Genomic DNA, 24,626 nt, shown 5'->3' with positions numbered 1-24,626 from the left:
GGCTTGTGGCGCGTGGTTGATGGCACATGGTGCGCGGTGCGTGGCACGTGGTGCGCGGTGCTTGGCGCATCGTGCGCGGTCGGTGGCTCAGCTCTCGGTTGCGCACAAGGAGCGTATCGTGTTGGTGACGACAGTCAACGTCCCGCGATAACCTGAAGTCCTCAAGGGAGAGGGGACCGGCCGTGACCGTTTTCTCGCTCGACACGGCGCAGACCGCCTGGTGCGCCGAGCTGCGCACGCTCGCCGCGGAGCGGCTGCGCCCGCTGGCCGAGAAGGGCGAGCCTGGCCACGTCAACCGCCCCCTCGTCGCCGAGCTGGGCCGACTGGGTCTGCTCACGCGGCTGTTCACCTCCGGCGCGCTCGACCTGTGCCTGATGCGGGAGTCCCTGGCACAGGTCTGTACGGAGGCCGAGACCGCGCTCGCCCTCCAAGGTCTCGGCGCGCATCCGGTGCACGCGTACGGCACCCGGGCCCAGCGCGCGTACTGGCTCCCGCGCGTCTCGGACGGCACCGCGGTGGCCGCCTTCGCGCTCAGCGAGCCGGCCGCGGGCTCCGACGCGGCGGCGTTGGCCCTGCGCGCGGACCGGGCCGCCCCGCACACGCCGGGCCCACCGCCGGGCACCGCGCCCGGCGCGGATTCCGGGACGCTCGCGGCCGAGCGGGCCGGGGCGCCGGCGGTCGCGGAGACCGGGATGCCCGCCGAAGCCGCGCCCGCGGGTTCGCCGGTGTCCGGGGCGGAGGTCCGGGCCCTGCCCGCCGACGAGGCCGGCACCGGGGCCGTCGCCGAGGCCGACGGCGCCGGGCGCTGGCGGCTCACCGGGGAGAAGTGCTGGATCTCCAACGCGCCCGAGGCCGACTTCTACACCGTCTTCGCGCGGACCACGGCGGGCGCGGGCGCCCGGGGTGTCACCGCGTTCCTCGTCCCCGCCGACCGGCCCGGCCTCACCGGGGCCCCGCTCGACATGCTCTCGCCGCACCCGATCGGGAACCTCGCCTTCGACGGCGTACCGGTCACCGCGGACGACGTGCTCGGTGAACCCGACCGCGGCTTCCGGGTCGCGATGGGCACCCTCAATCTCTTCCGCCCGAGCGTGGGCGCCTTCGCGGTCGGTATGGCGGGAGCGGCCCTGGAGGCGGCCCTCGCGCACACCGCCCGGCGAGAGGCGTTCGGAGGGAAGCTGAAGGACCTGCAGACGGTGGCCCACCAGGTCGCCGAGATGGCGCTGCGCACGGAGGCGGCCCGGCTCATGGTGTACGCGGCCGCGGCGGCGTACGACGAGGGGGCCCCGGACGTGCCCCGCCGTGCGGCGATGGCGAAGCTGCTGGCGACCGAGACGGCCCAGTACGTGGTCGACGCGGCGGTCCAACTGCACGGCGCCCGTGCCCTGCGCCGCGGTCATCTCCTCGAACACCTCTACCGGGAGGTCCGCGCCCCCCGTGTCTACGAGGGCGCGAGCGAGGTCCAACGGGCGATCATCGCCAAGGAGTTGTACGCGTCGTGGGAGGCATCGTGAGCACCGAGCGTCTCAATCCGCCCGAACTCTCCCCGCCCGCGGGGTTCTCGCACGCCGTCGTCGCCACCGGCACCCGCGTCGTCTTCCTGGCGGGTCAGACCTCGCTCGACACGGACGGGAAGGTGGTCGGCGAGAGCCTTCCGGAGCAGTTCGAGCGGGCGCTGGCCAACCTGCTCACCGCGCTGCGGGCCGCGGGGGGAACCCCGGCCGACCTCGCGCGGGTCACCGTCTACGCCACCGACGTCGCGGACTATCGCGCTCACGCCGCCGAACTCGGGCGCGTCTGGCGGCGGTTGGCGGGGCGCGACTATCCCGCCATGGCCGTCGTCGGCGCCGTGCGCCTGTGGGACGAACGCGCCCTGGTCGAACTCGACGGCTTCGCGGTCCTGGCGTAGCGCGATGCCGGCGCGGCAGGGGCGGTGGTCAGGCGGCGACGGTGAGCCGCTCCGCGAACACCCGGTGCGGAGCGATCACGCTGCCGTCGGGGAGCAGCTCGCCGCTGTCGTCGAAGACGATCGCGCCGTTGCACAGCAGGCTCCACCCCTGCTCGTGGTGGGCCGACACCACGTGCGGAAGCCTGGAGTCCGCGGACGGGCACAGAGCCTGGTGGGAACACATGGCGCACCTCCACGTCGGATGCGATGAGTGCCTGCGGCGCTGTCGCCGCCTCGCATGGTTAAGACCATGCTCCCGCGGCGAACTCATCGGAACCGCCGGTCGAGAAGCGTGACAACACACGGACAACTCTCGAACGTTCCCATGACGCCTGGGGCGGACTCGCCACCAAAGGGGTGACGATCACCGTCCCGGGCGCGCGGGGCCGGTACCTGTGGAGCCTTCCACGTTTCAGGAGGTACTTCCATGTCCTTGCGCCAGGTCATCGGCGCGGCCACCGGCGCCGCGTTCCTGCTGCTCGTGCCGCCCGCCGTCGCCGCGTCCGCCGCCGGTCTGTCGGACCCGTACGAGACCGTCACCGTCGACTCCACCGGTCATCTCGCGACGGACGGCACCATCACGCTCTCCGGCACCTACCGGTGTCTGACGGGCACCGGTCCGGTGCTCGTGTCCTCGTCGGTGTGGCAGCGCGACTCCACGGCGCGGCAGGGCATCGGAGGCACCTCGGCCGTCTGCGACGGAGCGGCGCACCGCTGGAACAATTCGGAGAAGCGCGAGCCCGGCACCCTCCGGCCGGGAGCCGCCCATGTCGAGGCCACGCTGATGGAACTGAGCCCCGGCGCGGGCGGCCTGCCGCTGCCGAAGTTCCACGCGGTGCGGCAGCAGGACATCACGCTCATGGAGAGCTGAGCCCGCCCACGGGACGGCACACGACGGGGCCCGCCGGCCGACGCGAGGGCGTCCTTTGGCGGGCCCCTACGGCCGTGCGGGGGATCAGATGTCCCGGAACGTCTCGATCTGCGCCCCGAGTGAGTTGAGCCGCTCGGCCAGGTCCTCGTAGCCGCGGTTGATGACGTACACGTTGCGCAGCACGGACGTACCGTCGGCGGCCATCATCGCCAGCAGGACGACCACGGCGGGCCGCAGCGCGGGCGGGCACATCATCTCGGCGGCGCGCCAGCGGGTCGGGCCCTCCACCAGCACCCGGTGCGGGTCGAGGAGCTGGAGACGCCCGCCGAGGCGGTTGAGGTCCGTGAGATAGATGGCCCGGTTGTCGTACACCCAGTCGTGGATCAGCGTCTTGCCCTGCGCGGAGGCCGCGATGGCCGCGAAGAACGGGACGTTGTCGATGTTCAGGCCCGGGAAGGGCATCGGGTGGATCTTGTCGATCGGCGCCTCCAGCTTGGAGGGCCGGACCGTCAGGTCCACCAGCCGCGTGCGGCCGTTGTCGGCGAAGTACTCCGCCGTGCGGTCGTGGTCGAGGCCCATCTCCTCCAGGACCGCGAGCTCGATCTCCAGGAACTCGATGGGCACCCGGCGCACCGTCAGCTCCGACTCGGTGACGACCGCGGCGGCGAGCAGGCTCATCGCCTCGACCGGGTCCTCCGAGGGCGAGTAGTCCACGTCCACGTCGATGGTGGGCACGCCGTGCACGGTGAGCGTCGTGGTGCCGATGCCCTCCACCCGTACGCCCAGGGCCTCCAGGAAGAAGCACAGGTCCTGGACCATGTAGTTGGAGGAGGCGTTGCGGATGACGGTCACGCCGTCGTGGCGGGCGGCGGCGAGCAGCGCGTTCTCGGTCACCGTGTCGCCGCGCTCGGTCAGGACGATCGGGCGGGCGGGGGAGACCGAGCGGTCCACCCGGGCGTGGTAGAGGCCCTCGGTGGCGGCGATGTCGAGACCGAAGCGGCGCAGCGCGATCATGTGCGGCTCGATGGTCCTGGTGCCCAGGTCGCAACCGCCCGCGTACGGCAGCTTGAACTGGTCCATGCGGTGCAGCAGCGGGCCGAGGAACATGATGATGGACCGCGTGCGGCGGGCCGCCTCGGCGTCGATGGCCTCCATGTCCAGCTGGGCCGGGGGCACGATCTCCAGGTCGACGCCGTCGTTGATCCACCGGGTGCGGACGCCGATCGAGCCGAGCACCTCCAGCAGGCGGTAGACCTCTTCGATCCGGGCGACCCGGCGCAGCACCGTGCGGCCCTTGTTGAGGAGGGTCGCGCACAGCAGCGCGACACAGGCGTTCTTGCTGGTCTTCACGTCGATCGAGCCGGACAGCCGCCGTCCGCCGACCACGCGCAGATGCATCGGACCCGCGTAGCCCAGGGACACGATCTCGCTGTCCAGGGCTTCGCCTATACGGGCGATCATCTCAAGGCTGATGTTCTGATTGCCGCGCTCGATGCGATTGACGGCACTCTGGCTGGTGCCGAGAGCCTCGGCGAGTTGCGACTGGGTCCAGCCCCGGTGCTGACGGGCGTCACGGATGAGCTTGCCGATGCGTACGAGGTAGTCGTCTGCCATGGCGCGACCGTATATCTCATGTGAGATAAAGAGAAATGGAGTACGCCCAATCGGGTGATGGTGGTCAGCGGGGCAGACTCGCAAGGGAGTTCGGGCGGTCGGGCGTCCGCCTCGCTCGCGGCCCGGGGTGGTTCGGGCCGTCTCGCGGAGAAAGGTGGAGTGTGGCCGCCTTGCTGGATTCTCCCGTCATGCCCGTCTCGTCCGTCTCACCTGTCTCGTCTCTGTCTCCTACCTCATATGCCTTTCGTATCTGTCGTGCTCTTTCTGCCCTTACGTCCCGCTCGCGTGCGCGGGACAGTTCGAGGACGCGGCACGCCGGCCGCCGTGAGCGTCAGTGCCGTCACGGCGGCCGACCGGCGTGCTCTCCCCTTCACGGGGGTGGGAGCGGACCGGTGGGGTCAGTGGTCCCGCCGCCGCGTGGTGCGGCGCCAGCCGAAGGGGCCCGGCAGGTCCATCGACGTGGTCTTGCGTCCGGTGCTGCTGTGCGTCTGCCGCGGCCCGTGCCGTCCGCCGGTGGTGATCGACCACGAGTGCCGGTTGATGTTCAGCCGCACCCCGGGAAGGATGCGGAAGCTCTTGCGGAAGGTGATTGCCATCGAGGGCCCCCTGGAGGCGGTTCGCGACGCCGGGCGGGTCCCGGCTGGGACACCGTGTACCCCGTAATCGGCCCTTGGCCGCCTGTGGACCCGCGATATCCGTGAAAACGCCACCTCGGCTGAACGGCCTTGCGCGCCGGTCCCGTTCAGGCCAGGGTCTGGGTGCCGACCACACCGAGCAGCGCGACCCGTTCGGCGTCCTGTGTGCCTGGTTCGGCCGTGTAGACCATGATGCGCAGATCGCTTCCGGCGACGCTGAGGATGTCGCAGTCCAGTGTGAGGGGGCCCAGTTGGGGGTGGTCGACGGTCTTGCGCGAGGCCTCCTGGCGGCCCACGGCTCCGGCGTCCCACAGCTCGGCGAACCGGCGGCTGTCCGACCGCAGTTCGGCGACCAGCCGTCGCACCCGACGGTCGGCCGGATACCGGGTCGCGGTCGCACGCAGGTCGCTCACGAGCGCGGTCTCCAGCGTCCGCCGGGACTGCGGTGTGTGCCGGACCCGGCCGGCCGGACCGAGGAAGGCACGCCACACCCCGTTGCGCTCCTGGCCGCGCCACCCCGAGGGGTCGCCCAGCAGGGCCGCGTACAGCGGGTTGGCCACCATCAGCGTCCACGCGGCGTCGTAGGCCGCCACGGGGGTCCCGGTCAGGCGGTCCAGCAGTCGCTGCACGCTCGGTGTGAGGTAGCCGGGTACGGTGCCCCGCCCCGGCGGGACCAGCCCGGCGGCGTGGAAGAGATGCTCGCGCTCGATGCCGGACAGCCGCAGGGCCCGGCCGAGCGCCTCGACGACCTGCTCGGACGGGTGGGCGGCCCGGCCCTGTTCGAGGCGGGTGACGTAGTCGACCGAGATCCCGGCCAGCAGGGCGAGTTCCTCGCGGCGCAGACCGACCGCCCTGCGCTGTCCGCCGACAGGCAGCCCGGCCGCCTCCGGAGGGACCCGGTCACGCCAGCGCCGTACCGTCCGCCCGAACTCCGTGCTCGCCATGCCTCCACTGTGCACCGCGCGGCGCGGACCTGCCTGGTACCAGGAGTCCCAGGAAGACGGGACTCCTGGCTGACCGCGCCGCCCCGCCGCAACCTGGAGCCATGACGACCACACTGATCACCGGAGCGAACAAAGGTCTCGGCTTCGAGACCGCCCGCCGCCTCGTCGCCGCGGGCCACACCGTCTACCTGGGCAGCCGGGACCCGGAACGCGGCCGCCGGGCAGCCGGGGAGCTGGGGGCGCGCGCGGTCGTCCTCGACGTCACCGACGACGCCTCCGTCGCCGCCGCGGCGAAGGCCATCGAGGCCGACGGCGGGCTCGACGTACTGATCAACAACGCCGGCGTCGAGGGGCGCACGCCGGAGGGAGGTGTCATCGGCGCCGCGGACCTGACCGCCGACATGATGCGGTCGATCTTCGAGACGAACGTCTTCGGGGTCGTCCGCGTCACCCACGCCTTCCTGCCCCTGCTGCGGCGCTCCGCGGCCCCGGTCGTGGTGAACGTGAGCAGCGGACTGGCGTCGCTGACCCGGGTCAGCACCCCCGACACGCCCACGTACGCCTACCCCGGGGTCGCCTACCCGGCGTCGAAGGCCACGGTCAACATGATCACCGTGCAGTTCGCGAAGGCCTTCCCGGAGATCCGTGTCAACGCGGTGGAGCCCGGCTACACCGCGACGGACCTGAACGGGCACACGGGCACGCAGACCGTCCAGGAGGGCGCGGAGATCATCGTCCGGACCGCCCAGCTGGGCCCGGAGGGCCCGACCGGCGGCTACTTCGACATCGAGGGTCCCCTTCCCTGGTGACCGGGGCCCCGGTCACCGCCGGGCGCAGCGCCCTCCTCCCCGTCGCCCCCGCCGGTTTACCGGCGGTCGGTCGGAGGCGTCTCCCCGGCCGGAGCGGGGCCCGTCCGGGTGCGCGCGGACGTCACGGGCAGGCCGGGCATGACCAGCCCGCCCCCATGTACTAGAGTTATCTCGACATCGAGATATCTGCCGAGGCGCACCGCAGCCGCCACCTCGGTAAGGCTTGCCTAACTTAGCCTCACCTTAGCGGATCGGCCAAGACGTCGTGGCGGCAGGATGCGGTGGGAACGCGCACATCAATGAAGGAGACTGTCGTGTCGGCGAACAGCTTCGACGCCCGCAGCACGCTGCAGGTGGGCGACGAGTCGTACGAGATCTTCCGGCTGGACAAGGTGGAAGGCTCGGCTCGCCTTCCGTACAGCCTGAAGGTGCTGCTGGAGAACCTGCTCCGCACCGAGGACGGCGCGAACATCACCGCCGGCCACATCCGGGCCCTCGGCGGCTGGGACTCCCAGGCGCAGCCCAGCCAGGAGATCCAGTTCACGCCGGCGCGCGTGATCATGCAGGACTTCACCGGCGTGCCCTGCGTCGTCGACCTCGCCACCATGCGCGAGGCCGTCAAGGAGCTCGGCGGTGACCCGGCGAAGATCAACCCGCTGGCCCCGGCCGAGCTGGTCATCGACCACTCCGTCATCGCCGACAAGTTCGGCACGCACGACGCCTTCGCGCAGAACGTCGAGCTGGAGTACGGCCGCAACAAGGAGCGCTACCAGTTCCTGCGCTGGGGCCAGACCGCGTTCGACGAGTTCAAGGTCGTCCCGCCGGGCACCGGCATCGTCCACCAGGTGAACATCGAGCACCTGGCCCGCACGGTCATGGTCCGAGGCGGCCAGGCGTACCCCGACACCCTCGTCGGCACCGACTCGCACACCACCATGGTCAACGGCCTCGGTGTGCTCGGCTGGGGCGTCGGCGGCATCGAGGCCGAGGCCGCGATGCTCGGCCAGCCGGTCTCCATGCTCATCCCGCGCGTCGTCGGCTTCAAGCTGACCGGTGAGCTCACCCCGGGCACCACCGCCACCGACCTGGTGCTCACGATCACCGAGATGCTGCGCAAGCACGGCGTCGTCGGCAAGTTCGTCGAGTTCTACGGTGAGGGTGTGGCCGCCACCTCGCTGGCCAACCGCGCCACCATCGGCAACATGTCGCCGGAGTTCGGCTCCACCGCCGCGATCTTCCCGATCGACGACGAGACCATCAAGTACCTGAAGCTGACCGGCCGTTCCGAGCAGCAGCTCGCGCTCGTCGAGGCGTACGCCAAGGCGCAGGGCCTCTGGCTCGACCCGGCCGCCGAGCCCGACTTCTCCGAGAAGCTGGAGCTCGACCTCTCCACGGTCGTCCCCTCGATCGCCGGCCCGAAGCGCCCGCAGGACCGGATCGTCCTCGCGAACGCCGCCGAGCAGTTCACGGTCGACGTGCGCAACTACGTCGACACCGACGACGAGGCGGGCAAGGAGTCCTTCCCGGCCTCCGACTCCCCGGCCGCCGCCAACGGCGTGCCCTCCAACCCGGTCACGGTCACGGCCCCCGACGGCTCGACCTACGAGATCGACCACGGCGCGGTGACGGTCGCGGCCATCACCTCCTGCACCAACACCTCGAACCCGTACGTCATGGTCGCCGCCGCGCTCGTCGCGAAGAAGGCCGTGGAGAAGGGCCTGACCCGCAAGCCGTGGGTCAAGACCACCCTCGCCCCGGGCTCCAAGGTCGTCACCGACTACTTCGACAAGGCCGGGCTCACCCCCTACCTCGACAAGGTCGGCTTCAACCTCGTCGGCTACGGCTGCACCACCTGCATCGGCAACTCCGGCCCGCTGCCGGACGAGGTCTCCAAGGCCGTCAACGACCACGACCTCGCGGTCACCTCGGTCCTCTCCGGCAACCGGAACTTCGAGGGCCGCATCAACCCCGACGTCAAGATGAACTACCTGGCCTCCCCGCCGCTGGTCGTCGCCTACGCCCTCGCGGGTTCCATGAAGGTGGACATCACCCGCGACGCGCTCGGCACCGACACCGAGGGCAAGCCGGTCTTCCTGGCCGACATCTGGCCCTCCGAGGCCGAGGTCAACGACGTCGTGGCGAACGCCATCGGCGAGGACATGTTCAACAAGTCCTACCAGGACGTCTTCGCTGGCGACGCCCAGTGGCAGGCGCTGCCGGTCCCCGAGGGCAACACCTTCGAGTGGGACCCGCAGTCGACGTACGTCCGCAAGCCCCCTTACTTCGAGGGCATGACGATGGAGACCACCCCGGTCTCCGACATCGCCGGCGCGCGCGTCCTCGCCAAGCTCGGCGACTCGGTCACCACCGACCACATCTCCCCGGCCGGTGCGATCAAGGCCGACACCCCCGGAGGCAAGTACCTCACGGAGCACGGTGTCGAGCGTCGTGACTTCAACAGCTACGGTTCCCGCCGCGGCAACCACGAGGTCATGATCCGCGGCACGTTCGCCAACATCCGCCTGCGCAACCAGATCGCGCCGGGCACCGAGGGCGGCTACACCCGCGACTTCACGCAGGCCGACGCGCCGGTGGCGTTCATCTACGACGCCTCGCGCAACTACATCGAGCAGGGCATCCCGCTGGTCATCCTGGCCGGCAAGGAGTACGGCTCCGGCTCGTCCCGCGACTGGGCCGCCAAGGGCACCGCGCTGCTCGGCGTCAAGGCCGTCATCGCCGAGTCCTACGAGCGCATCCACCGCTCGAACCTCATCGGCATGGGCGTCCTGCCCCTCCAGTTCCCGGAGGGCGCCACGGCGGAGTCCCTCGGCTTGACCGGCGAGGAGACCTTCTCCTTCACCGGTGTCGAGGAGCTCAACAACGGCAGCACGCCGCGCACGGTGAAGGTCACCACCGACAGCGGCGTCGAGTTCGACGCGGTCGTCCGCATCGACACCCCCGGCGAGGCGGACTACTACCGCAACGGCGGCATCATGCAGTACGTGCTGCGCAACCTGATCGCCAAGTAGCCCCCGCGGCTGGCGATCCGGCAGACCGGTCGGGCCGCACTCCTCACCACGAGGAGTGCGGCCCTTCGCCGTTTCGGCCTCTTGCGCGCGGAACTTCCGCGGTCGTCCCGGCCGACGGCCCTCGCGGACAAGGGAATCGGGAAACGCCGCACCCGCACGGCAGGGGTCGCGGCCGTCGTACGGACAGGGACACGGCCCCCGCGTCGCACGTGGGCACGGAGGGCCCGCGCGCTGTCCGGGCGCCAAGTCCCGTTACGACGGCCGGATGTGATCGCCGAACGCGACGGCCGGGCGCGACGTCCCGGGTCCCGGGCGGTGATCACTCCACCACGCTCGTGCCCGCCGGGCCGGCCGATCCGCTCAGGGCGGACCGGGTGGCTGTTGGGAGGCTCACCCGGTCCGCGAGCCCGGACCGGCGGGGGGAGTGCCGGCCCGGGATGGTGCGTGGCTTGTGACGACCATGGCGTGCGACAACGTTGTCTGATGGTCTGCACCCGACTCTACCGTCTCAACAGACAACGATGTCAAGCATGTTGACCCTGCGAAGCTGGTATCGGGCGGGGTCGGCGGGCAGATCGCCGGCTGGGCCGGCGGGGTGGGGGCCGTGCGCGCCTGCCGCGTCGGACGCGGTCTTCCGTGGTACGGGTGGCGCACGTTACTGTCCCTGCGGCTTGTGCGACCCGTGGTGCGCGACCCGTCCGAAGGAGGAGGGGCCGCGTCATGCGTTTCCGTCCGTCATCCGTTCTGTTCGCCGTCGTCCTGGCGGCCGGCGGGATCACCCCCGCGGTGGCCGCCACCGCCGCGCCGCCCGACCTGGTCCGGGATCCCACCACCTACGTCGATCCGCTCATCGGCACCAAGAACGGCGGCAACGTCTTCCCCGGCGCCGTCGTGCCCTTCGGGATGCTCTCCTGGAGCCCGGAGAACACCCGCGGGGACGCCACCCGCACGGCCGCGCCCGGCGGCTACCAGTACGACGCCACCCGCGTCCGGGGCTTCAGCCTCACCCACATGTCCGGCACGGGCTGCGCGGGCGGCAGCGGCGACATCCCCTTCTTCCCGTACGCGGGCGAGGTCACCTCCTCCCCGGCGAGCGACACCAAGGACGCGGTGTACGCCGCCGACTTCGCGCACGCGGACGAGACCGCCGAGCCCGGCCACTACAAGGTCGGTCTCTCCTCCGGCGTCACCGCCGACCTCACGGCGACCGCGCGGACCGGCTCGGGCCGTTTCACCTTCCCGTCCGACAAGCCGGCCTCGCTGCTGATCCGCACCGCCAACTCCGAAGTGGGCTCGACGGCGTCGGACGTGCGCATCGACCCGGCGACCCGGACGGTCTCGGGCTCCGTGACCTCCGGGAACTTCTGCGGCTACCTCGATCCGGAGGGTCAACGCGCCTACTACACCCTGTACTTCACCGCCCGTTTCGACCGCGCGTTCAAGGCGGCCGGCACCTGGCAGGACGACCGGCTGAGCCCGGGATCCACCCGGGCGAGTGGCGGTACCGGCGGCTTCTCCGACGGCGGCCGTCCCGCCGCGGGCAAGGGAGCCGGTGGCTACGTGGAGTTCGCGCCCGGCACCGACCCGGTGAACGTCAAGGTCGGTATCTCGTACGTGAGCCGGGCGGGCGCCGCCGCCAACCTCGCGGCCGAGAACCCGCCGTCCCGTTCCTTCGGCGCCGTCCGGTCCGCCGCCCACCGCGCCTGGCAGGACCGGCTCGGCGCGATCCGGGTCGGCGGTGGCGGCGACACCGACCGCACCACGTTCTACACCGCGCTCTATCACGCCCTCCTGCACCCCAACGTCATCAGTGACGCCGACCGCAGATACCGGGGAAGCGACGACAAGGTCCATGTCGTCGGCCGCGGCCACCGGGCGCAGTACGGCACCTTCTCGGGCTGGGACGTCTACCGTTCCCAGGTCCAGCTGCTCACCCTCCTCAGCCCGGACACCGGCTCCGACATCGCCCAGTCACTGCTCGAACTGGCCCGGCAGAACGGGGGAGTCTGGGACCGCTGGCTGCACGGCGCGAGCGGCACCCACGTCATGAACGGCGACCCCTCACCGACCGCGCTCGCCGGCATCCGGGCCTTCGGCGGCACCGGCTTCGATCTGCGCGGCGCGCTGAAGTCGCTGGTCGAGGCGGCGACCGTGCCGACCGAGCAGGACCTGTCCTCGTCGGGCAAGCCGGTCCTGTCCGTGGGCCAGCGCCCGTCGCTCGACAAGTACCTCCAGCAGCACTACATGCCGTCCGTGTCCAACGCCTGGGGCGGCGCCGCCGAGACCCTGGAGATGTCCGGGGCGGACTTCGCCCTCTCCCAACTGGCCACGGCGGCGGGGGAGAAGCGGACGGCCGCGGACTTCGCCGCACGCTCCCAGTGGTGGCAGAACAACTTCAACATCGCGGCCGACCGGACCGGTGGCTACATCGCCAACCGCAAGGCCGACGGCAGCTGGGTCACCGGCTTCACCCCGGCCACCGGCAACGGTTTCGTCGAGGGCACAGCGGCCCAGTACACCTGGATGGTCCAGCACAACCCGGCCGGGCTCTTCGCGGCCATGGGAGGCCGTGACAAGGCACTCGACCGCCTCGACACCTTCTTCCACGACGCGGACGGCGGCTGGGCGTTCACGGGCAGCGGCGGCGACAAGTCGGAGCTGGACAACGAGCCGTCGATCAACGTCCCCTACCTCTACGACTACGCGGGCGCGCCCTACAAGGCGCAGGAGACCGTCCGCGCGGCGATGAGCCGGCTGTGGTCGACGCAGCCCGGCGGCATCCCCGGCAACGACGACCTCGGCGAGATGTCGTCCTGGTACGTCTTCTCCGCGCTCGGTATGTACCCGCAGGTTCCCTCCCGAGCCGAACTCGTCCTCTCCTCACCCCTGTTCAGCCGCGTCAAGATCGACCGTCCGGGCGGCAACGACATCGAGATCCGTGCGGCCGGCGCGGCGGCGGACGCCCCGTACGTGCAGTCACTCAAGGTCAACGGGCGTACCAGCGGGCGCCCTTGGCTCCCGGCCTCCTTCGTCCGCGACGGCGGCACACTCGACTACACGCTCTCCGGCACCCCCAACCACAGCTGGGGGAGCGATCCGGCCGCGGCTCCGCCGTCCTTCCGCGACGGTGAGCAGCCCTATCAGATCGGCGTCGGCCCCACCGCGGCGACGCTCGCACCGGGCGGCAGTACACGGATCGACATCCGCGCGCTGTCGCTGAGCGGCGGCACGGGTCCCGAGGTCCGCTTCCACGTGGACACGCCCGACGGAGTGACCGCGACCCCCGCGGAGGGGACGGTGACCGACGGCTCCCGGTCGATCACCCTGGCCGCGGGCGACACGGCGCGGCAGGGCTTCTACGACGCCAAGGTCACCGTGACGTCGGGGAGCACCTCGTACGAGCAGCCGGTGGCGCTGACCGTCGCGGCTCCCGGGTCCCTGCTGGCCGGCTACAACAACACCGGCGTCTCGGACGACGCCGGGGACCACGACGAGGCCGACTACGACGGAGGCGGCTGGAGCTACTCCCGGCAGGCCCTCGCGGACGCGGGCCTGACCCCGGGCGGCCAGGGCACCGTGGACGGGCTCACCTACACCTGGCCCGACTCGCCCGCGGGCCGTCCGGACAACGCCGCGGCGACCGGCCAGGTCATCGAACTCACGCGTCCGGCGTCCCAGTTGTCGTTCATCGGCAGCGCGGTCAACGGAAACCAGCGGGCCGCGGCCACCGTCACCTACACCGACGGCAGCACCGACCAGGTCGACCTCTCCTTCACCGACTGGACGGTCGGCGGTGGCGGCGGCACGGTCCAGTACGGCAACGAGACCGTCGCCAGGGCCGCGTACCGCAACGTCGCGGGCGCGGACAAGGACCCCGTCGCCACCTACGTCTTCGCGACGAAGCCCTTCGCGGCCCCGGCCGGCAAGACCGTCAAGAGCGTGAAACTGCCCGGCAACGCGGATCTGCACGTCTTCACCCTCGCGGTGGACTGAGCGCACGAGGAGGGCGGCCGCCGGGCAGCGGGTCCGGCGGCCGCCGTGTGTCCGGGGCCCGGTGCCGGCGTTCCCGGCCGCTCCGGGTTCCACGTCCACGGAACGGTCGGGAACGCCGGGCCGGGACGGCGGAGCGGGCGCGGAGAGTGATCTCCGCGCCCGCTCCCGTGTGCGATGTTGCGTCAGGCCAGGAGTTCCACCTCCGCGAGCGTCGCCGAGCCGTCGAGGACCAGTCGGTAGTGCGCGTACGAGCCCGGATGCGCCACCGAGAACGCCCGGGTCTGCTTGTCCCAGGCGAAGGACTCGCCGGAGCGCCGGTCGAGGTCTGTCCACGTGGTGCCGTCGGACGAGCCCTGCAGGACCCAGCCGGCCGGAGCCTTCGTGTGGTCCCCGGACGACGTCAGGGTGTACTGGAGGCCCTTGGCGGAGGCGGCCGTGGGCAGATCCACCGTCGTGACGGTGGCGTCCGTCGCCGAGGTGTTGTCGAAGAGCGCGCCCTCACCCTTCAGGACGTCGGCGCGCGGCGTGGGCGCCTTGTCGTCCTTGGTGATCGACACGGGCGCCGCGTTCTTGCCGCTGCCCCACGAGGACGGCTTGGAACCCATGTCGAACTCCAGCACACCGCCACGGGAGATGAGCGAGTGCGGGAGCGAAGTGGAGTTCCACTTCTTGCCGTTGAACCGCACGCCCTGCACGTACACGTTCTTCGCGCTGTTCCTGGGTGCCTTGACGACCAGGTCCCGGCCGTTCTCCAGGTGGACCGTCGCCTTGGTGAACAGCGGCGAGCCGATGGCGTATTCGCCGCTGCCCATCACCAGCGGGTAGAAGCCGAGCGAGGAGAAGAGGTACCAGGCCGACTGCTCGCCGTTGTCCTCGTCGCCGTGGTAGCCCTGCCCGATCTCACTGCCGGTGTAGAGCCGGGAGAGGACCTCACGGACGTCCTTCTGCGTCTTCCACGGCTGGCCGGCCGCGTCGTACATGTAGGTGACGTGGTGGGCCACCTGGTTGGAGTGCCCGTACATGCCCATCCGTACGTCGCGGGCCTCGGTCATCTCGTGGATGACCCCGCCGTAGGAGCCCACGACGTCCTGCGAGGCCGTCTCGGGAGTGGCGAAGTAGGTGTCGAGCTTCTGGCCCAGCGCGTCCTGGCCGCCGTACAGATTGGCCAGGCCCCGCGAGTCCTGGGGTGCGGTGAACGCGTAGCCCCAGCCGTTCGTCTCGGTGTAGTCGTACCCCCACACGCGCGGGTCGTACTTCGCCGAGTCGACGCGCCAGTTGCCCTGCGCGTCGCGGCCCTGGAAGAACCCGGCCTTCTTGTCGAACAGGTTCACGTAGTCCTGGGCGCGGTTGAGGAAGTACGCGGACTCCTCCTTGTAGCGCTTCTTGCCGGTCTTCTTGTAGAGGGCCTCGCCCATCTTGGCGATGCCGTAGTCGTTGACGTAGCCCTCCATGGCCCACGAGAAGCCCTCGCCCGTCGCCGTGGACGTGTAGCCGAGGAAGGGCGAGGTCGTCATGCCCTTGCGGCCCACACCGGAGGCCGGCGGGACGACCGTGGCGTTCTTCACGGCCGCGTCGTAGGCCGCCGTCGCGTCGAAGTGCACGCCCTTCACGTACGCGTCCGCGAACGCCACGTCGGAGGAGGTGCCGGTCATCAGGTCCGCGTACCCGGGGGAGGACCAGCGCGAGGTCCAGCCGCCGTCCTTGTACTGCTGCACGAACCCGTCGACCATCTCACCTGCCTGACCGGGCGTCAGGAGGGAGTACGCCGGCCAGGTCGTCCGATAGGTGTCCCAGAAGCCGTTGTTGACGTAGACCTTGCCGTCGACGATCTTCGCCCCGGTGTGGGTCGGGGTGTCGGGACCAGGCATCGCGGAGAACGGCGACGCGTACTGGTACTTCGAACCCACCTTCTCGGAGCCGGAGTTGGGGTACAGGTAGAGCCGGTACATGCTGGAGTACAGCGTCGTGAGCTGGTCCGGCGTGGCGCCCTGGACCTCGACCTTGCCCAGCAGCTTGTCCCACTGCTTCTGGGCCCGCGCCTTGACGGTGCCGAAGGACATGCCGTCGGGGATCTCCTGGCGCAGGTTGTCCTTGGCCTGGTCGACGCTGATGAGTGAGGTGGCCAGACGCAGCGTGACACTGTGGTCGGCGCCGGGCTCGAACTTCAGATAGCCCTTGACCCCGGACGAGGAGCCTTCCGTCACCGGCGCGTCGAAGACCCCGTAGACGAAGAGCCGGGTCGCACCGGTCGACAGCCCCGACTTCACGTCGGAGTAGCCGGTGACCACCCCGTTCTCCTTGTCGAGGGTCAGTCCCGCCTGCTCGGTCACGTTGTCGAAGAGCACGCTCGCGTCCGCGCCCGGATAGGTGAAGCGCAGGGCCGCCGCGTGGTCCGTCGGGGCCATCTCCGCCTTGAGCCCGTTCTCGAACGTCACCCCGTAGTAGTACGGGCGCGCGGTCTCGTTCTCGTGCTTGAAGGCCAGCGCGCGGGCGGTGCGCGAGGTGTCCGGGGTGCCGGACGCGGCCGAGGGCATCACCTGGAAGGTCTGCCGGTCGCCCATCCACGGGCTGGGCTCATGGCTGGCGCTGAACGCCTGGATGGTCGGCAGGTTGTCCGTGTTGTTCGCACGTGCGTAGTCGTACAGCCAGCTGAGCGAACCCGCGTTGGTGACCGGGGTCCAGAAGTTGAAGCCGTGCGGCACGGCCGTCGCCGGGAAGTTGTTGCCGCGCGAGAACCCGCCGCTGGAGTTGGTGCCACGGGTGGTCAGCGCGTAGTCCGACAGATGCGCCGCGGGCTTCTCGCGCGCGACGGTCCGGAGCGAGACGTCGTCCAGCCAGCCACGGAACTTGGCCGGGCCCTTCGCGGAGTCGTAGCCCAGCAGGATCCGGTCGACCGTCTTCCCGGCGGCGACGGAGCCGATCCGCGAGGCGACGCTGTTCCACTGGTTGACGTAGAGGATCTTGGCCGCGCCCTGCCCCTGGGGCGTGAGCGAGAACCCGTGCCGGTCCAGCGGGTTCAAGTCGCTCAGATAGGTGCCGTCCGTGAACGCCAGGTCCACCGACACGTTCGTGGCGTCGTAGTCCCGGTCACCGTCCGCCATGGACGGGAAGATCTTGTACGCCAGTTCGGTGTCGCGCCCGACGGCCACGTTCACGTCGAAGATCTTGTTGTACGAGTAGGCCCGGCCGTCCCCCTGGTGCGTACCCGCGTAGCGCAGGGCCCGCTTGCCGGTGAAGCCGGCGCCCGCCTTCGCGGTGGGGGAGCCGCTCGGCCCGCGGTCCACGAGCGAGAGCATGTCCTTGGGGGTCGGGTCGTCGGAACCGCCCGTCGAGAACTGGACATCGGCGAGCTGGAGTATGTCCGCCCCGTTGTTCTTCGTGATGTCGAGCCGGAAGTGCTGGTACTCGACGGGGCTCGCGATGTCGTACGACTTGGTCTGGAACCGCTCGCCGAACGACTCGCCGGAGCGGGTGTCCAGGGTCTTCCAGTCCTTGCCGTCCGTGGAGCCCTGCAGGGTCCAGGCGCTGGGGTCGCGTTCGGCGAAGTCGTTGGCCGACGTCAGCGCGTAGGTGACCGCCTTGACGGGTGCGTCGAGGTCGAACTCCACCCAGCCGGTGGGCTCGAAGGTCAGCCACTTGCTGCTCGACTCGCCGTCGACGAGGTTCTCCTTGACCTCGCCGGAGCCGGAGTTCTCGGCGCTGGCGCGGACGTCCGTGACGTGGTCGGTGACGTTGCCGGGGATGCCGGTGCTGAACCCTCCGTCGACACCGGACGACCGCTTCTTCCCGTCAGGTCCCGTGTCTACGGTATTGATCCAGTCCGGTGCGGGATCACCCGATTCGAATGAGGAGGCGAACTGCCTCTCTGCGGTGACCGTCCGGGCCGGAAGGGCAACCGCGGTGCCCTGCGAGGCCACGATCAGAGAAAGCGCTGCCACCCCCATTGTCGTCGAGGAACTCCACCTCGGCCGGGCCGAGGAACTCCGTCTGAAACGAGCTCCGTACTGCATCCGCGAGGACCCTCCCTGCTGTATTGGCGCGTTCACCTCCGGGGCGCTCCAGCCGGATTCGGGAGTGCGGCGCCGTGGGCCCTCCAGGCCCGCGTGCACTCGCTCTTCCGAAACCCGCGCGCCCCTTCGGCTCACTCGCATGCGCGTGGACAACGTTGTCAATTCTGCTGCGCAAGGACCAGTAGGGAGTCAAGTTGTCAGCGGTGTCAAGGGTGTTGGATGCGGCATCCGGGGAGAATGTCACATGGTGAGGTGCGCATTACTCCCAAGGCGGGAGAATGACGCCGTGTCGATCTTCTGCCGGGGAGGGGTTGGTCGCCCCATATTTCCGGGAGGTCTCAACTCGGAAAAGACCCGCGGGCAAACCTGCATTCGATCTTGCTCCGCTGGCGGGAAGTGGACTATACCTGTCGGCATCCGCCCGGTCGTTCGACGGCCGCGGACAGGCATGTACCAGGGGGAATCGGGCGTCGGCGGCTGTTTACAAGGGCAGGGATCGCCGCGTTGACCCACTGAATCCCCCATGCACGACCCCAGCTTGACCTAACTGCGGTGCCGGGGAGGATCCGGTTCACCGCCTGAGTCCTGGAGAAGGCGAGGACTTGAGCATGGGATCCACTTCCGCCGAGAACAGCAGTGCTGAAGGTGTCGGCCGGCGCGATCTGATCAAGCGGTCGGCCGCACTCGGTCTGATCTCCGTACCCACGATGAGCTTCCTGTCCGCGTGTGCGAGCGGCGGAGGTGACGACAGCTCCGGTGACAAGGGCAAGGACAAGGGCAAGGGCAAGACCAGCAAGACCAACCCCTTCGGCGTGGAAAAGGGCGGAAAGCTCGACGTCGTCGTCTTCAAGGGCGGCTACGGCGACGACTACGCCAAGGCCTGGGAAGCCTCCTTCGACAAGAAGTGGGGCACCACCAGCGCCCACACCGGCACCCAGGAGATCACCGGCAAGCTCCAGCCGCGCTTCAACGGCGGCAACCCGCCGGACATCGTCGACGACTCCGGCGCCCAGCAGATCAAGCTGGACGTGCTCTTCAAGAACGGCAACCTGCTCGACCTGGCCGCCGTCCTCGACGCGCCGTCGATCGACGACCCGGCCAAGAAGGTCCGCGACACCCTGATCCCGGGCACGCTCGACCCGGGCCTGCAGGGCGGCAAGGTCGTGGCCCTCAACTACATCTACACGGTGTGGGGTCTGTGGTACTCCGGCAAGCTCTTCAAGGAGAAGGGCTGGGAGGTTCCGAAGACCTGGGACGACTTCCTCGCGATCTGCAAGGACGCCAAGTCGCAGGGCATCGGCGGCCTCGCGCACCAGGGCAAGTACCCGTACTACATCAACGTCGCCATCATGGACCTGATCGCCAAGCAGGGCGGCCTGGACGCCATGAAGGCGATCGACAACCTCGACCCCAAGGCGTTCGTCGGCAGCGACGCGGCCGCGGCGGCCATCGACGCGATCTACGAGGTCGTCGAGAAGGGGTACCTGATGCCGGGTACCAACGCCCTGACCCACACCGAGTCCCAGACCCGCTGGAACCAGTACAAGGCCGCGTTCATCACCTGTGGCTCCTGGCTGGAGAACGAGCAGCTGAAGCAGACCCCGACCGACTTCGACATGAAGTTCATGCCGATGCCGAGCCTGTCCGGGGACAAGCTGCCGTTCGAGGCGATCCGGGCCGGCTCGGGCGAGCCCTTCATCATCCCCGCGAAGGCCGGAAACCTGCCTGGCGCGCAGGAGTTCATGCGCTCCATGCTCTCCAAGGAGTGGTCGACGCTCTTCGCGCAGAAGGCCAACTCGCTCACCATCCTCAAGGACGGCGTGAGCGACGGCGTGCAGCTGCGCCCCGGCACGCAGTCCACCGTGGACGCCTCCAAGGCGGCGGGCGACAACACCTTCAACTACCTGTACCCCAACTGGTACAGCGAGATGGACGTCTCCATTCAGAACGCGTCCAACGAGCTGATGTCCAAGCGAATTCAGCCGAAGGAATGGCTGAAGCGGGCCCAGGCGGCCGTCGACAAGGCGGCCAAGGACCCGGCGTCCAAGAAGAACCACCGCGACTGATCACGCACACCCGGAACACCAGGGGCAGGATGCCATGCGAAAAGGGCAGTACCGGTTCGTCGCGGGGTTTCTCCTCGCACCTTTGGCGCTGTATCTGATCTTCGTGATCTGGCCTTACGTACAGACCATCGGTTACTCCTTCACCGACTGGAAGGGCCAGTCCCAGACGTTCAGTTTCGTCGGCCTGGACAATTACAAGGCGTTGTTCCAGGACGACGTGTTCATGGGCGCCATCTGGCACAACATCCTGTTCCTGGTGTTCATCCCGGTGATCACCATTCTGCTCGCCCTCTTCTTCGCCTTCATGGTGAACGCGGGCGGCCGGGGCCGCGCCGGCGGTGTGCAGGGGGTCGCCGGATCCGGCTTCTACAAGATCGTCTATTTCTTCCCGCAGGTCCTGTCGCTCGCGATCGTCGCGGTGCTCTTCGGGGCCCTCTACCGCAGTGACAGCGGAGGTCTGCTCAACGGCATCCTGATCAAGCTCGGGCTGGTCGACGCGGACAATCCGATCGAATGGATGAACGAGCCCCATCTGGTGCTCTGGTGCCTGATGGCGGTCGTCGTCTGGCACGGCGTCGGCTTCTACCTGGTGCTGTTCTCCGCGGCCATGCAGTCCGTCCCGAGGGACATCTACGAGGCCGCACTGCTGGACGGCGCGAGCCGCACCCACACCTTCTTCCGGGTCACCCTGCCGCTGCTGTGGGACACCGTGCAGACCGCCTGGGTCTATCTCGGGATCATCGCGATGGACATGTTCGTCCTGGTCTCGACCATGACCCAGGGCACGGGGTACGGCGGCGGACCCGACCACCACAGCGAGGTCATGGCGAACGTCATGATGCGCAACTTCCTCTACTACGGGAAGAGCGGCTACGCCTGCGCCATGGGCGTCATCATGCTCCTTCTCACCCTGGTCCTGTCCGTGGTCACGCTGCGCGCCACCCGCCGCGAGCGCATCGAGTTCTGAGCGGGAGACAGACGACTATGAGCGCACCCATCACCGAGCCGACGAAGGTCGGCGGCGCCGGCGTACCCCCGCAGCGGGCGGTCGGGAAGACACCCCCGCGCCCGGGCGACCGGCGCAGCGAGGGCCTGACCCTCAACGTGTTCTCGCACGGGTTCCTGGTCCTGTGGGCCGTGCTGATCATCCTGCCGCTGCTCTGGCTGGTCCTGAGCTCCTTCAAGACCGACGCGCAGATCGGCGGTTCGGCCCTGGGCTGGCCCTCGCACTGGCAGTTCGACGTCTTCCAGCGGGCCTGGAGCAAGGGCATCGGCGACTACTTCGCGAACACCCTGATCGTGCTGGTGTTCTCGGTCCCGCTGACCATGCTCCTGGGCTCCATGGCGGCGTACGTCCTGGCCCGCTACGAGTTCCCGGGCAACCGGCTCGTGTACTACTTCTTCGTCGGCGGGGCCATGTTCCCCGTCTTCCTCGCCCTGGTCCCGCTGTTCTTCATGGTCAAGCGTCTCGACATGTTGAACACGTACCAGGGGCTGATCCTGGTGTACGTCGCCTACTCGATGCCGTTCACCGTCTTCTTCATGCACTCGTTCTTCCGCACGCTGCCCACGGCGGTCTTCGAGGCGGCGGTGCTCGACGGGGCCTCGCACTCCCGGGCGTTCTTCCAGGTCATGCTGCCGATGGCCAAGCCGGGCCTGCTCAGCGTCGGCATCTTCAACGTGCTGGGCCAGTGGAACCAGTACATCCTGCCGTCCGTGCTGATGCAGCCACAGACCAGCTCGGATCCCGAGCGGTACGTCCTGACCCAGGGGCTCATCCAGCTCCAGCAGCAGCAGGGGTACGCGACCGACCTGCCCGTGCTCTTCGCGGGCGTGACCATCGCGATGGTGCCCATGCTGATCGTGTACCTGTCCTTCCAGCGTCAGGTCCAGGCGGGTCTCACCTCGGCCACGCTCAAGTAACGATCCGGTCCCTTCGCGCACCCGCCACCTCCGACTCGGGGGTGGCGGGTGCGTGTCGGGGTGGTAACGGAAACGGAACGGGGCTTGTCGTCCCGGATTTCCCTCAAGGACTTGACTGCGGTAACCCGTTCAGCGGAGCTTGGAGTTCACAACTTGTAAGTGACCCGGGTTCCGTTGCTGTGACCCGGATCACACGGGCGGCATCGGGGCCGTCCGGCTGAGGGCAGGAGTGGATGAGTCGATGGAGACTCCGGGGTCGCAGTCGTCGCTGCACCGAGCCAATCTGGAGCGCGTCGTGCGAGCGGTGCGCCTTGCCGGATCGCTCACGCAGGCGGAGATCGCGAGGACGACGGGCCTGTCCGCCGCGACCGTTTCCAATATCGTCCGGGAGCTGAAGGACAGCGGAACGGTCGAGGTCACACCCACCTCGGCGGGTGGCCGCAGGGCCCGCAGCGTGTCGCTGAGCGGCGACGCCGGCATCGTCATCGGAGTCGACTTCGGTCATACGCATCTGCGTGTCGCGATCGGCAACCTCGCCCACCAGGTGCTGGCCGAGGAGTCCGAGCCGCTGGACGTGGACGCCTCGGCCGCCCAGGGCTTCGACCGGGCGGAGGAGCTGGTCAGCCGCCTGATCGCGGTGACCGGGGTGGACCGCACCAAGATCGCGGGCGTGGGGCTCGGAGTGCCCGGTCCGATCGACGTCGAGTCGGGGACCCTGGGGTCCACCTCGATCCTGCCGGGCTGGACGGGCGCACGGCCCGCCGAGGAGCTGCGGGGGCGGCTCGGCGTGCCCGTGCACGTGGACAACGACGCCAACCTGGGCGCGCTCGGGGAGCTGGTCTGGGGCAGTGGTCGCGGGGTCAGGGACCTGGCCTACATCAAGGTCGCGAGCGGTGTCGGCGCGGGCCTGGTGATCAGCGGCAAGATCTACCGCGGGCCGGGCGGAACGGCTGGTGAGATAGGGCACATCACCCTCGACGAATCGGGGCCCGTCTGCCGCTGCGGCAACCGGGGCTGCCTGGAGACCTTCACGGCGGCCCGGTACGTGCTGCCGCTCCTCCAGTCCAGCCACGGCACCGACCTGACCATGGAGGGCGTGGTCAGGCTGGCGCGGGACGGAGACCCGGGCTGCCGGCGGGTGATCGCCGATGTCGGACGTCACATCGGGAGTGGTGTGGCGAATCTCTGCAATCTCCTCAACCCGAGCAGGGTGGTGCTCGGCGGCGATCTCGCCGAGGCCGGAGAACTCGTCCTTGGGCCCATCAGGGAGTCTGTCGGGCGCTACGCGATCCCCAGCGCCGCACGCCAACTCTCGGTACTTCCAGGGGCACTTGGCGGTCGTGCGGAAGTTCTCGGGGCGCTCGCCCTCGCGCTCAGCGAGATGGGCGATTCGACCCTTTTGGACGGATCGCTGTCCGCAGTTACCCCTGCCTTCACTTAGAGAACGCATGGCACCGTTGCCATCTCGTTAAGTATTTACTTCTTGACGTCGCACGTGTGGCCGAGTTGACTTCCAGCCACCTCGGCCGCAACGACGCGGCCTCGTCAGGGAGGTTTCTGAAGTGAACACGCGTATGCGTCGTGCCGCCGTTGCCGTTGCCGCTGGTGCGATGGCCGTATCGCTGGCCGCCTGTGGCAGTGCCAAGGAGTCCAGCGACAAGAGCGACAGCTCTAGCTCCGCCAAGAAGGGCGACGCGATCAAGGTCGGTCTGCTCCTTCCCGAGAACCAGACCGCGCGTTACGAGAAGTTCGACAAGCCCCTGATCGAGAAGAAGATCAAGGAGCTCACGAACAACAAGGGCGAGGTCGTCTACGCCAACGCCAAGCAGGACGCCAGCACGCAGAACCAGCAGGTCGACACGATGGTCACCAACAAGGTGGACGTCCTGATCGTCGACGCTGTGGACGCCGCTGCGATCAAGAGCTCGGTCCAGAAGGCCAAGGACGCCGGCATCCCGGTCGTGGCCTACGACCGTCTGGCGCAGGGTCCGATCGACGCCTACACCTCGTTCGACAACACGACGGTCGGCAAGACCCAGGGCCAGGCCCTGCTCGACGCCCTCGGCGCCAAGGCCAAGTCCGGCAAGATCGTGATGATGAACGGGTCGTCCACCGACCCGAACGCCGCCCAGTTCAAGGCCGGTGCCCACTCCGTCCTCGACGGCAAGGTGAACGTCGGCAAGGAGTACGACACCAAGGACTGGAAGCCGGAGAACGCCAACGCCAACATGGAGGGCGCCATCACCGCCCTCGGCAAGAAGAACATCGTCGGCGTCTACTCCGCCAACGACGGCATGGCCGGCGGTATCATCACCGCCCTCAAGGCTGCCGGCATCTCCGTCCCGGTCACCGGCCAGGACGCCGAGCTCGCGGGTGTGCAGCGCATCCTCGCGGGTGAGCAGTTCATGAGCGTCTACAAGCCGTACGCCCCCGAGGCCGACGCCGCCGCCGAGATGGCCGTCGCGCTCGCCCAGGGCAAGTCGCTCTCCACGGTCGCCAAGGACAAGGTCGACAGCCCCACCACGAAGGCCGTCCCCTCGGTGCTCGTCCCGGTCACCTCGCTGACCAAGGACAACATCAAGGACACCGTCATCAAGGACGGCGTCTACTCGATCAGCGAGATCTGCACGGGCGCCTACAAGGCCAAGTGCGACGCGCTCGGCATCAAGTAAGCCGCCGCAGGTATCCCACCGTGTAAGGGAATTCGAACCGAATTCCCTTACCGGACCTGCGTGATCTAAAGCCCCTCCGGCGCCCCGCATCCATCAGCCCCGCAAAGCTAGG

16 protein-coding genes are annotated in these 24,626 nt (G+C 69.2%); 11 read left to right on the top strand and 5 right to left on the bottom strand.

What is annotated here, in order from left to right; translation table 11 throughout:
* Positions 1–182 precede the first annotated feature (182 nt).
* Both GFH48_RS11130 and GFH48_RS11125 read left to right on the top strand, forming a co-directional pair.
* A complete protein-coding gene (locus tag GFH48_RS11130) occupies positions 183–1,514 on the top strand; it encodes an acyl-CoA dehydrogenase family protein (RefSeq protein WP_153288111.1) in 1,332 nt (443 codons plus the stop codon).
* Complete coding sequence (locus tag GFH48_RS11125; protein WP_153288110.1) at positions 1,511–1,909, top strand: RidA family protein; 399 nt, start codon at positions 1,511–1,513, stop codon at positions 1,907–1,909. The genes GFH48_RS11130 and GFH48_RS11125 overlap by 4 nt, the downstream gene beginning before the upstream one ends.
* A gap of 28 nt (positions 1,910–1,937) precedes the next feature.
* Here the strand turns inward: GFH48_RS11125 and GFH48_RS11120 are convergent, their stop codons facing one another.
* Positions 1,938–2,132 (bottom strand): DUF5999 family protein, encoded by a 195-nt coding sequence (locus tag GFH48_RS11120; RefSeq protein WP_153288109.1) that lies wholly within the window; start codon positions 2,130–2,132, stop codon positions 1,938–1,940.
* A 243-nt stretch (positions 2,133–2,375) separates the two neighbouring features.
* Here GFH48_RS11120 and GFH48_RS11115 point away from each other — a divergent pair, with 243 nt between their 5' ends.
* Positions 2,376–2,819 (top strand): DUF6299 family protein, encoded by a 444-nt coding sequence (locus tag GFH48_RS11115; RefSeq protein ID WP_153288108.1) that lies wholly within the window; start codon positions 2,376–2,378, stop codon positions 2,817–2,819.
* A gap of 84 nt (positions 2,820–2,903) precedes the next feature.
* On the opposite strand, the gene GFH48_RS11110 is transcribed toward GFH48_RS11115, so the two are convergent.
* The 3 genes from GFH48_RS11110 to GFH48_RS11100 form a co-directional block, all read right to left on the bottom strand.
* The gene (locus tag GFH48_RS11110; RefSeq protein WP_153288107.1) at positions 2,904–4,433 is read right to left on the bottom strand and encodes a helix-turn-helix domain-containing protein; all 1,530 of its coding nucleotides are present in this window, start codon (positions 4,431–4,433) and stop codon (positions 2,904–2,906) included.
* Positions 4,434–4,831: 398 nt separating this feature from the next.
* Complete coding sequence (locus tag GFH48_RS11105) at positions 4,832–5,029, bottom strand: DUF4236 domain-containing protein (RefSeq protein ID WP_153288106.1); 198 nt, start codon at positions 5,027–5,029, stop codon at positions 4,832–4,834.
* A gap of 146 nt (positions 5,030–5,175) precedes the next feature.
* Positions 5,176–6,012, bottom strand: a complete 837-nt coding sequence (locus GFH48_RS11100) for a helix-turn-helix transcriptional regulator (protein WP_153288105.1) — start codon at positions 6,010–6,012, stop codon at positions 5,176–5,178.
* Between the two features lie 101 nt (positions 6,013–6,113).
* Here GFH48_RS11100 and GFH48_RS11095 point away from each other — a divergent pair, with 101 nt between their 5' ends.
* The 3 genes from GFH48_RS11095 (at position 6,114) to GFH48_RS11085 (ending at position 13,843) form a co-directional block, all read left to right on the top strand.
* Positions 6,114–6,821, top strand: coding sequence for an SDR family NAD(P)-dependent oxidoreductase (locus GFH48_RS11095; RefSeq protein WP_153288104.1), 708 nt, complete (start codon positions 6,114–6,116; stop codon positions 6,819–6,821).
* 314 nt (positions 6,822–7,135) lie between these two features.
* Positions 7,136–9,850 carry an aconitate hydratase AcnA gene (gene acnA, locus GFH48_RS11090; RefSeq protein WP_153288103.1) on the top strand — a complete coding sequence of 905 codons (2,715 nt, stop codon included), beginning with the start codon at positions 7,136–7,138 and terminating at the stop codon, positions 9,848–9,850.
* 720 nt (positions 9,851–10,570) lie between these two features.
* Entirely contained in the window at positions 10,571–13,843 is a 3,273-nt protein-coding gene (locus tag GFH48_RS11085) for a GH92 family glycosyl hydrolase (protein WP_153288102.1), read from the top strand.
* A 182-nt stretch (positions 13,844–14,025) separates the two neighbouring features.
* On the opposite strand, the gene GFH48_RS11080 is transcribed toward GFH48_RS11085, so the two are convergent.
* Entirely contained in the window at positions 14,026–17,787 is a 3,762-nt protein-coding gene (locus tag GFH48_RS11080; protein ID WP_194280554.1) for a GH92 family glycosyl hydrolase, read from the bottom strand.
* Between the two features lie 674 nt (positions 17,788–18,461).
* Here GFH48_RS11080 and ngcE point away from each other — a divergent pair.
* From ngcE to GFH48_RS11055, 5 genes are all read left to right on the top strand, one after another.
* The gene (gene ngcE, locus GFH48_RS11075) at positions 18,462–19,919 is read left to right on the top strand and encodes an N-acetylglucosamine/diacetylchitobiose ABC transporter substrate-binding protein (protein WP_153288101.1); all 1,458 of its coding nucleotides are present in this window, start codon (positions 18,462–18,464) and stop codon (positions 19,917–19,919) included.
* Positions 19,920–19,953: 34 nt separating this feature from the next.
* Positions 19,954–20,886 (top strand): carbohydrate ABC transporter permease, encoded by a 933-nt coding sequence (locus GFH48_RS11070; RefSeq protein WP_153288100.1) that lies wholly within the window; start codon positions 19,954–19,956, stop codon positions 20,884–20,886.
* 17 nt (positions 20,887–20,903) lie between these two features.
* Positions 20,904–21,842, top strand: a complete 939-nt coding sequence (locus tag GFH48_RS11065; protein ID WP_153288099.1) for a carbohydrate ABC transporter permease — start codon at positions 20,904–20,906, stop codon at positions 21,840–21,842.
* Positions 21,843–22,083: 241 nt separating this feature from the next.
* Complete coding sequence (locus tag GFH48_RS11060; protein WP_153288098.1) at positions 22,084–23,283, top strand: ROK family transcriptional regulator; 1,200 nt, start codon at positions 22,084–22,086, stop codon at positions 23,281–23,283.
* Positions 23,284–23,416: 133 nt separating this feature from the next.
* Positions 23,417–24,514, top strand: a complete 1,098-nt coding sequence (locus GFH48_RS11055; RefSeq protein WP_194280840.1) for a substrate-binding domain-containing protein — start codon at positions 23,417–23,419, stop codon at positions 24,512–24,514.
* The last annotated feature ends 112 nt before the right edge of the window (positions 24,515–24,626 follow it).

The sequence above is a fragment of the Streptomyces fagopyri genome (assembly GCF_009498275.1).
GTDB lineage: Bacteria > Actinomycetota > Actinomycetes > Streptomycetales > Streptomycetaceae > Streptomyces > Streptomyces fagopyri.
This window is presented reverse-complemented; position numbering and strand designations above follow the sequence as displayed.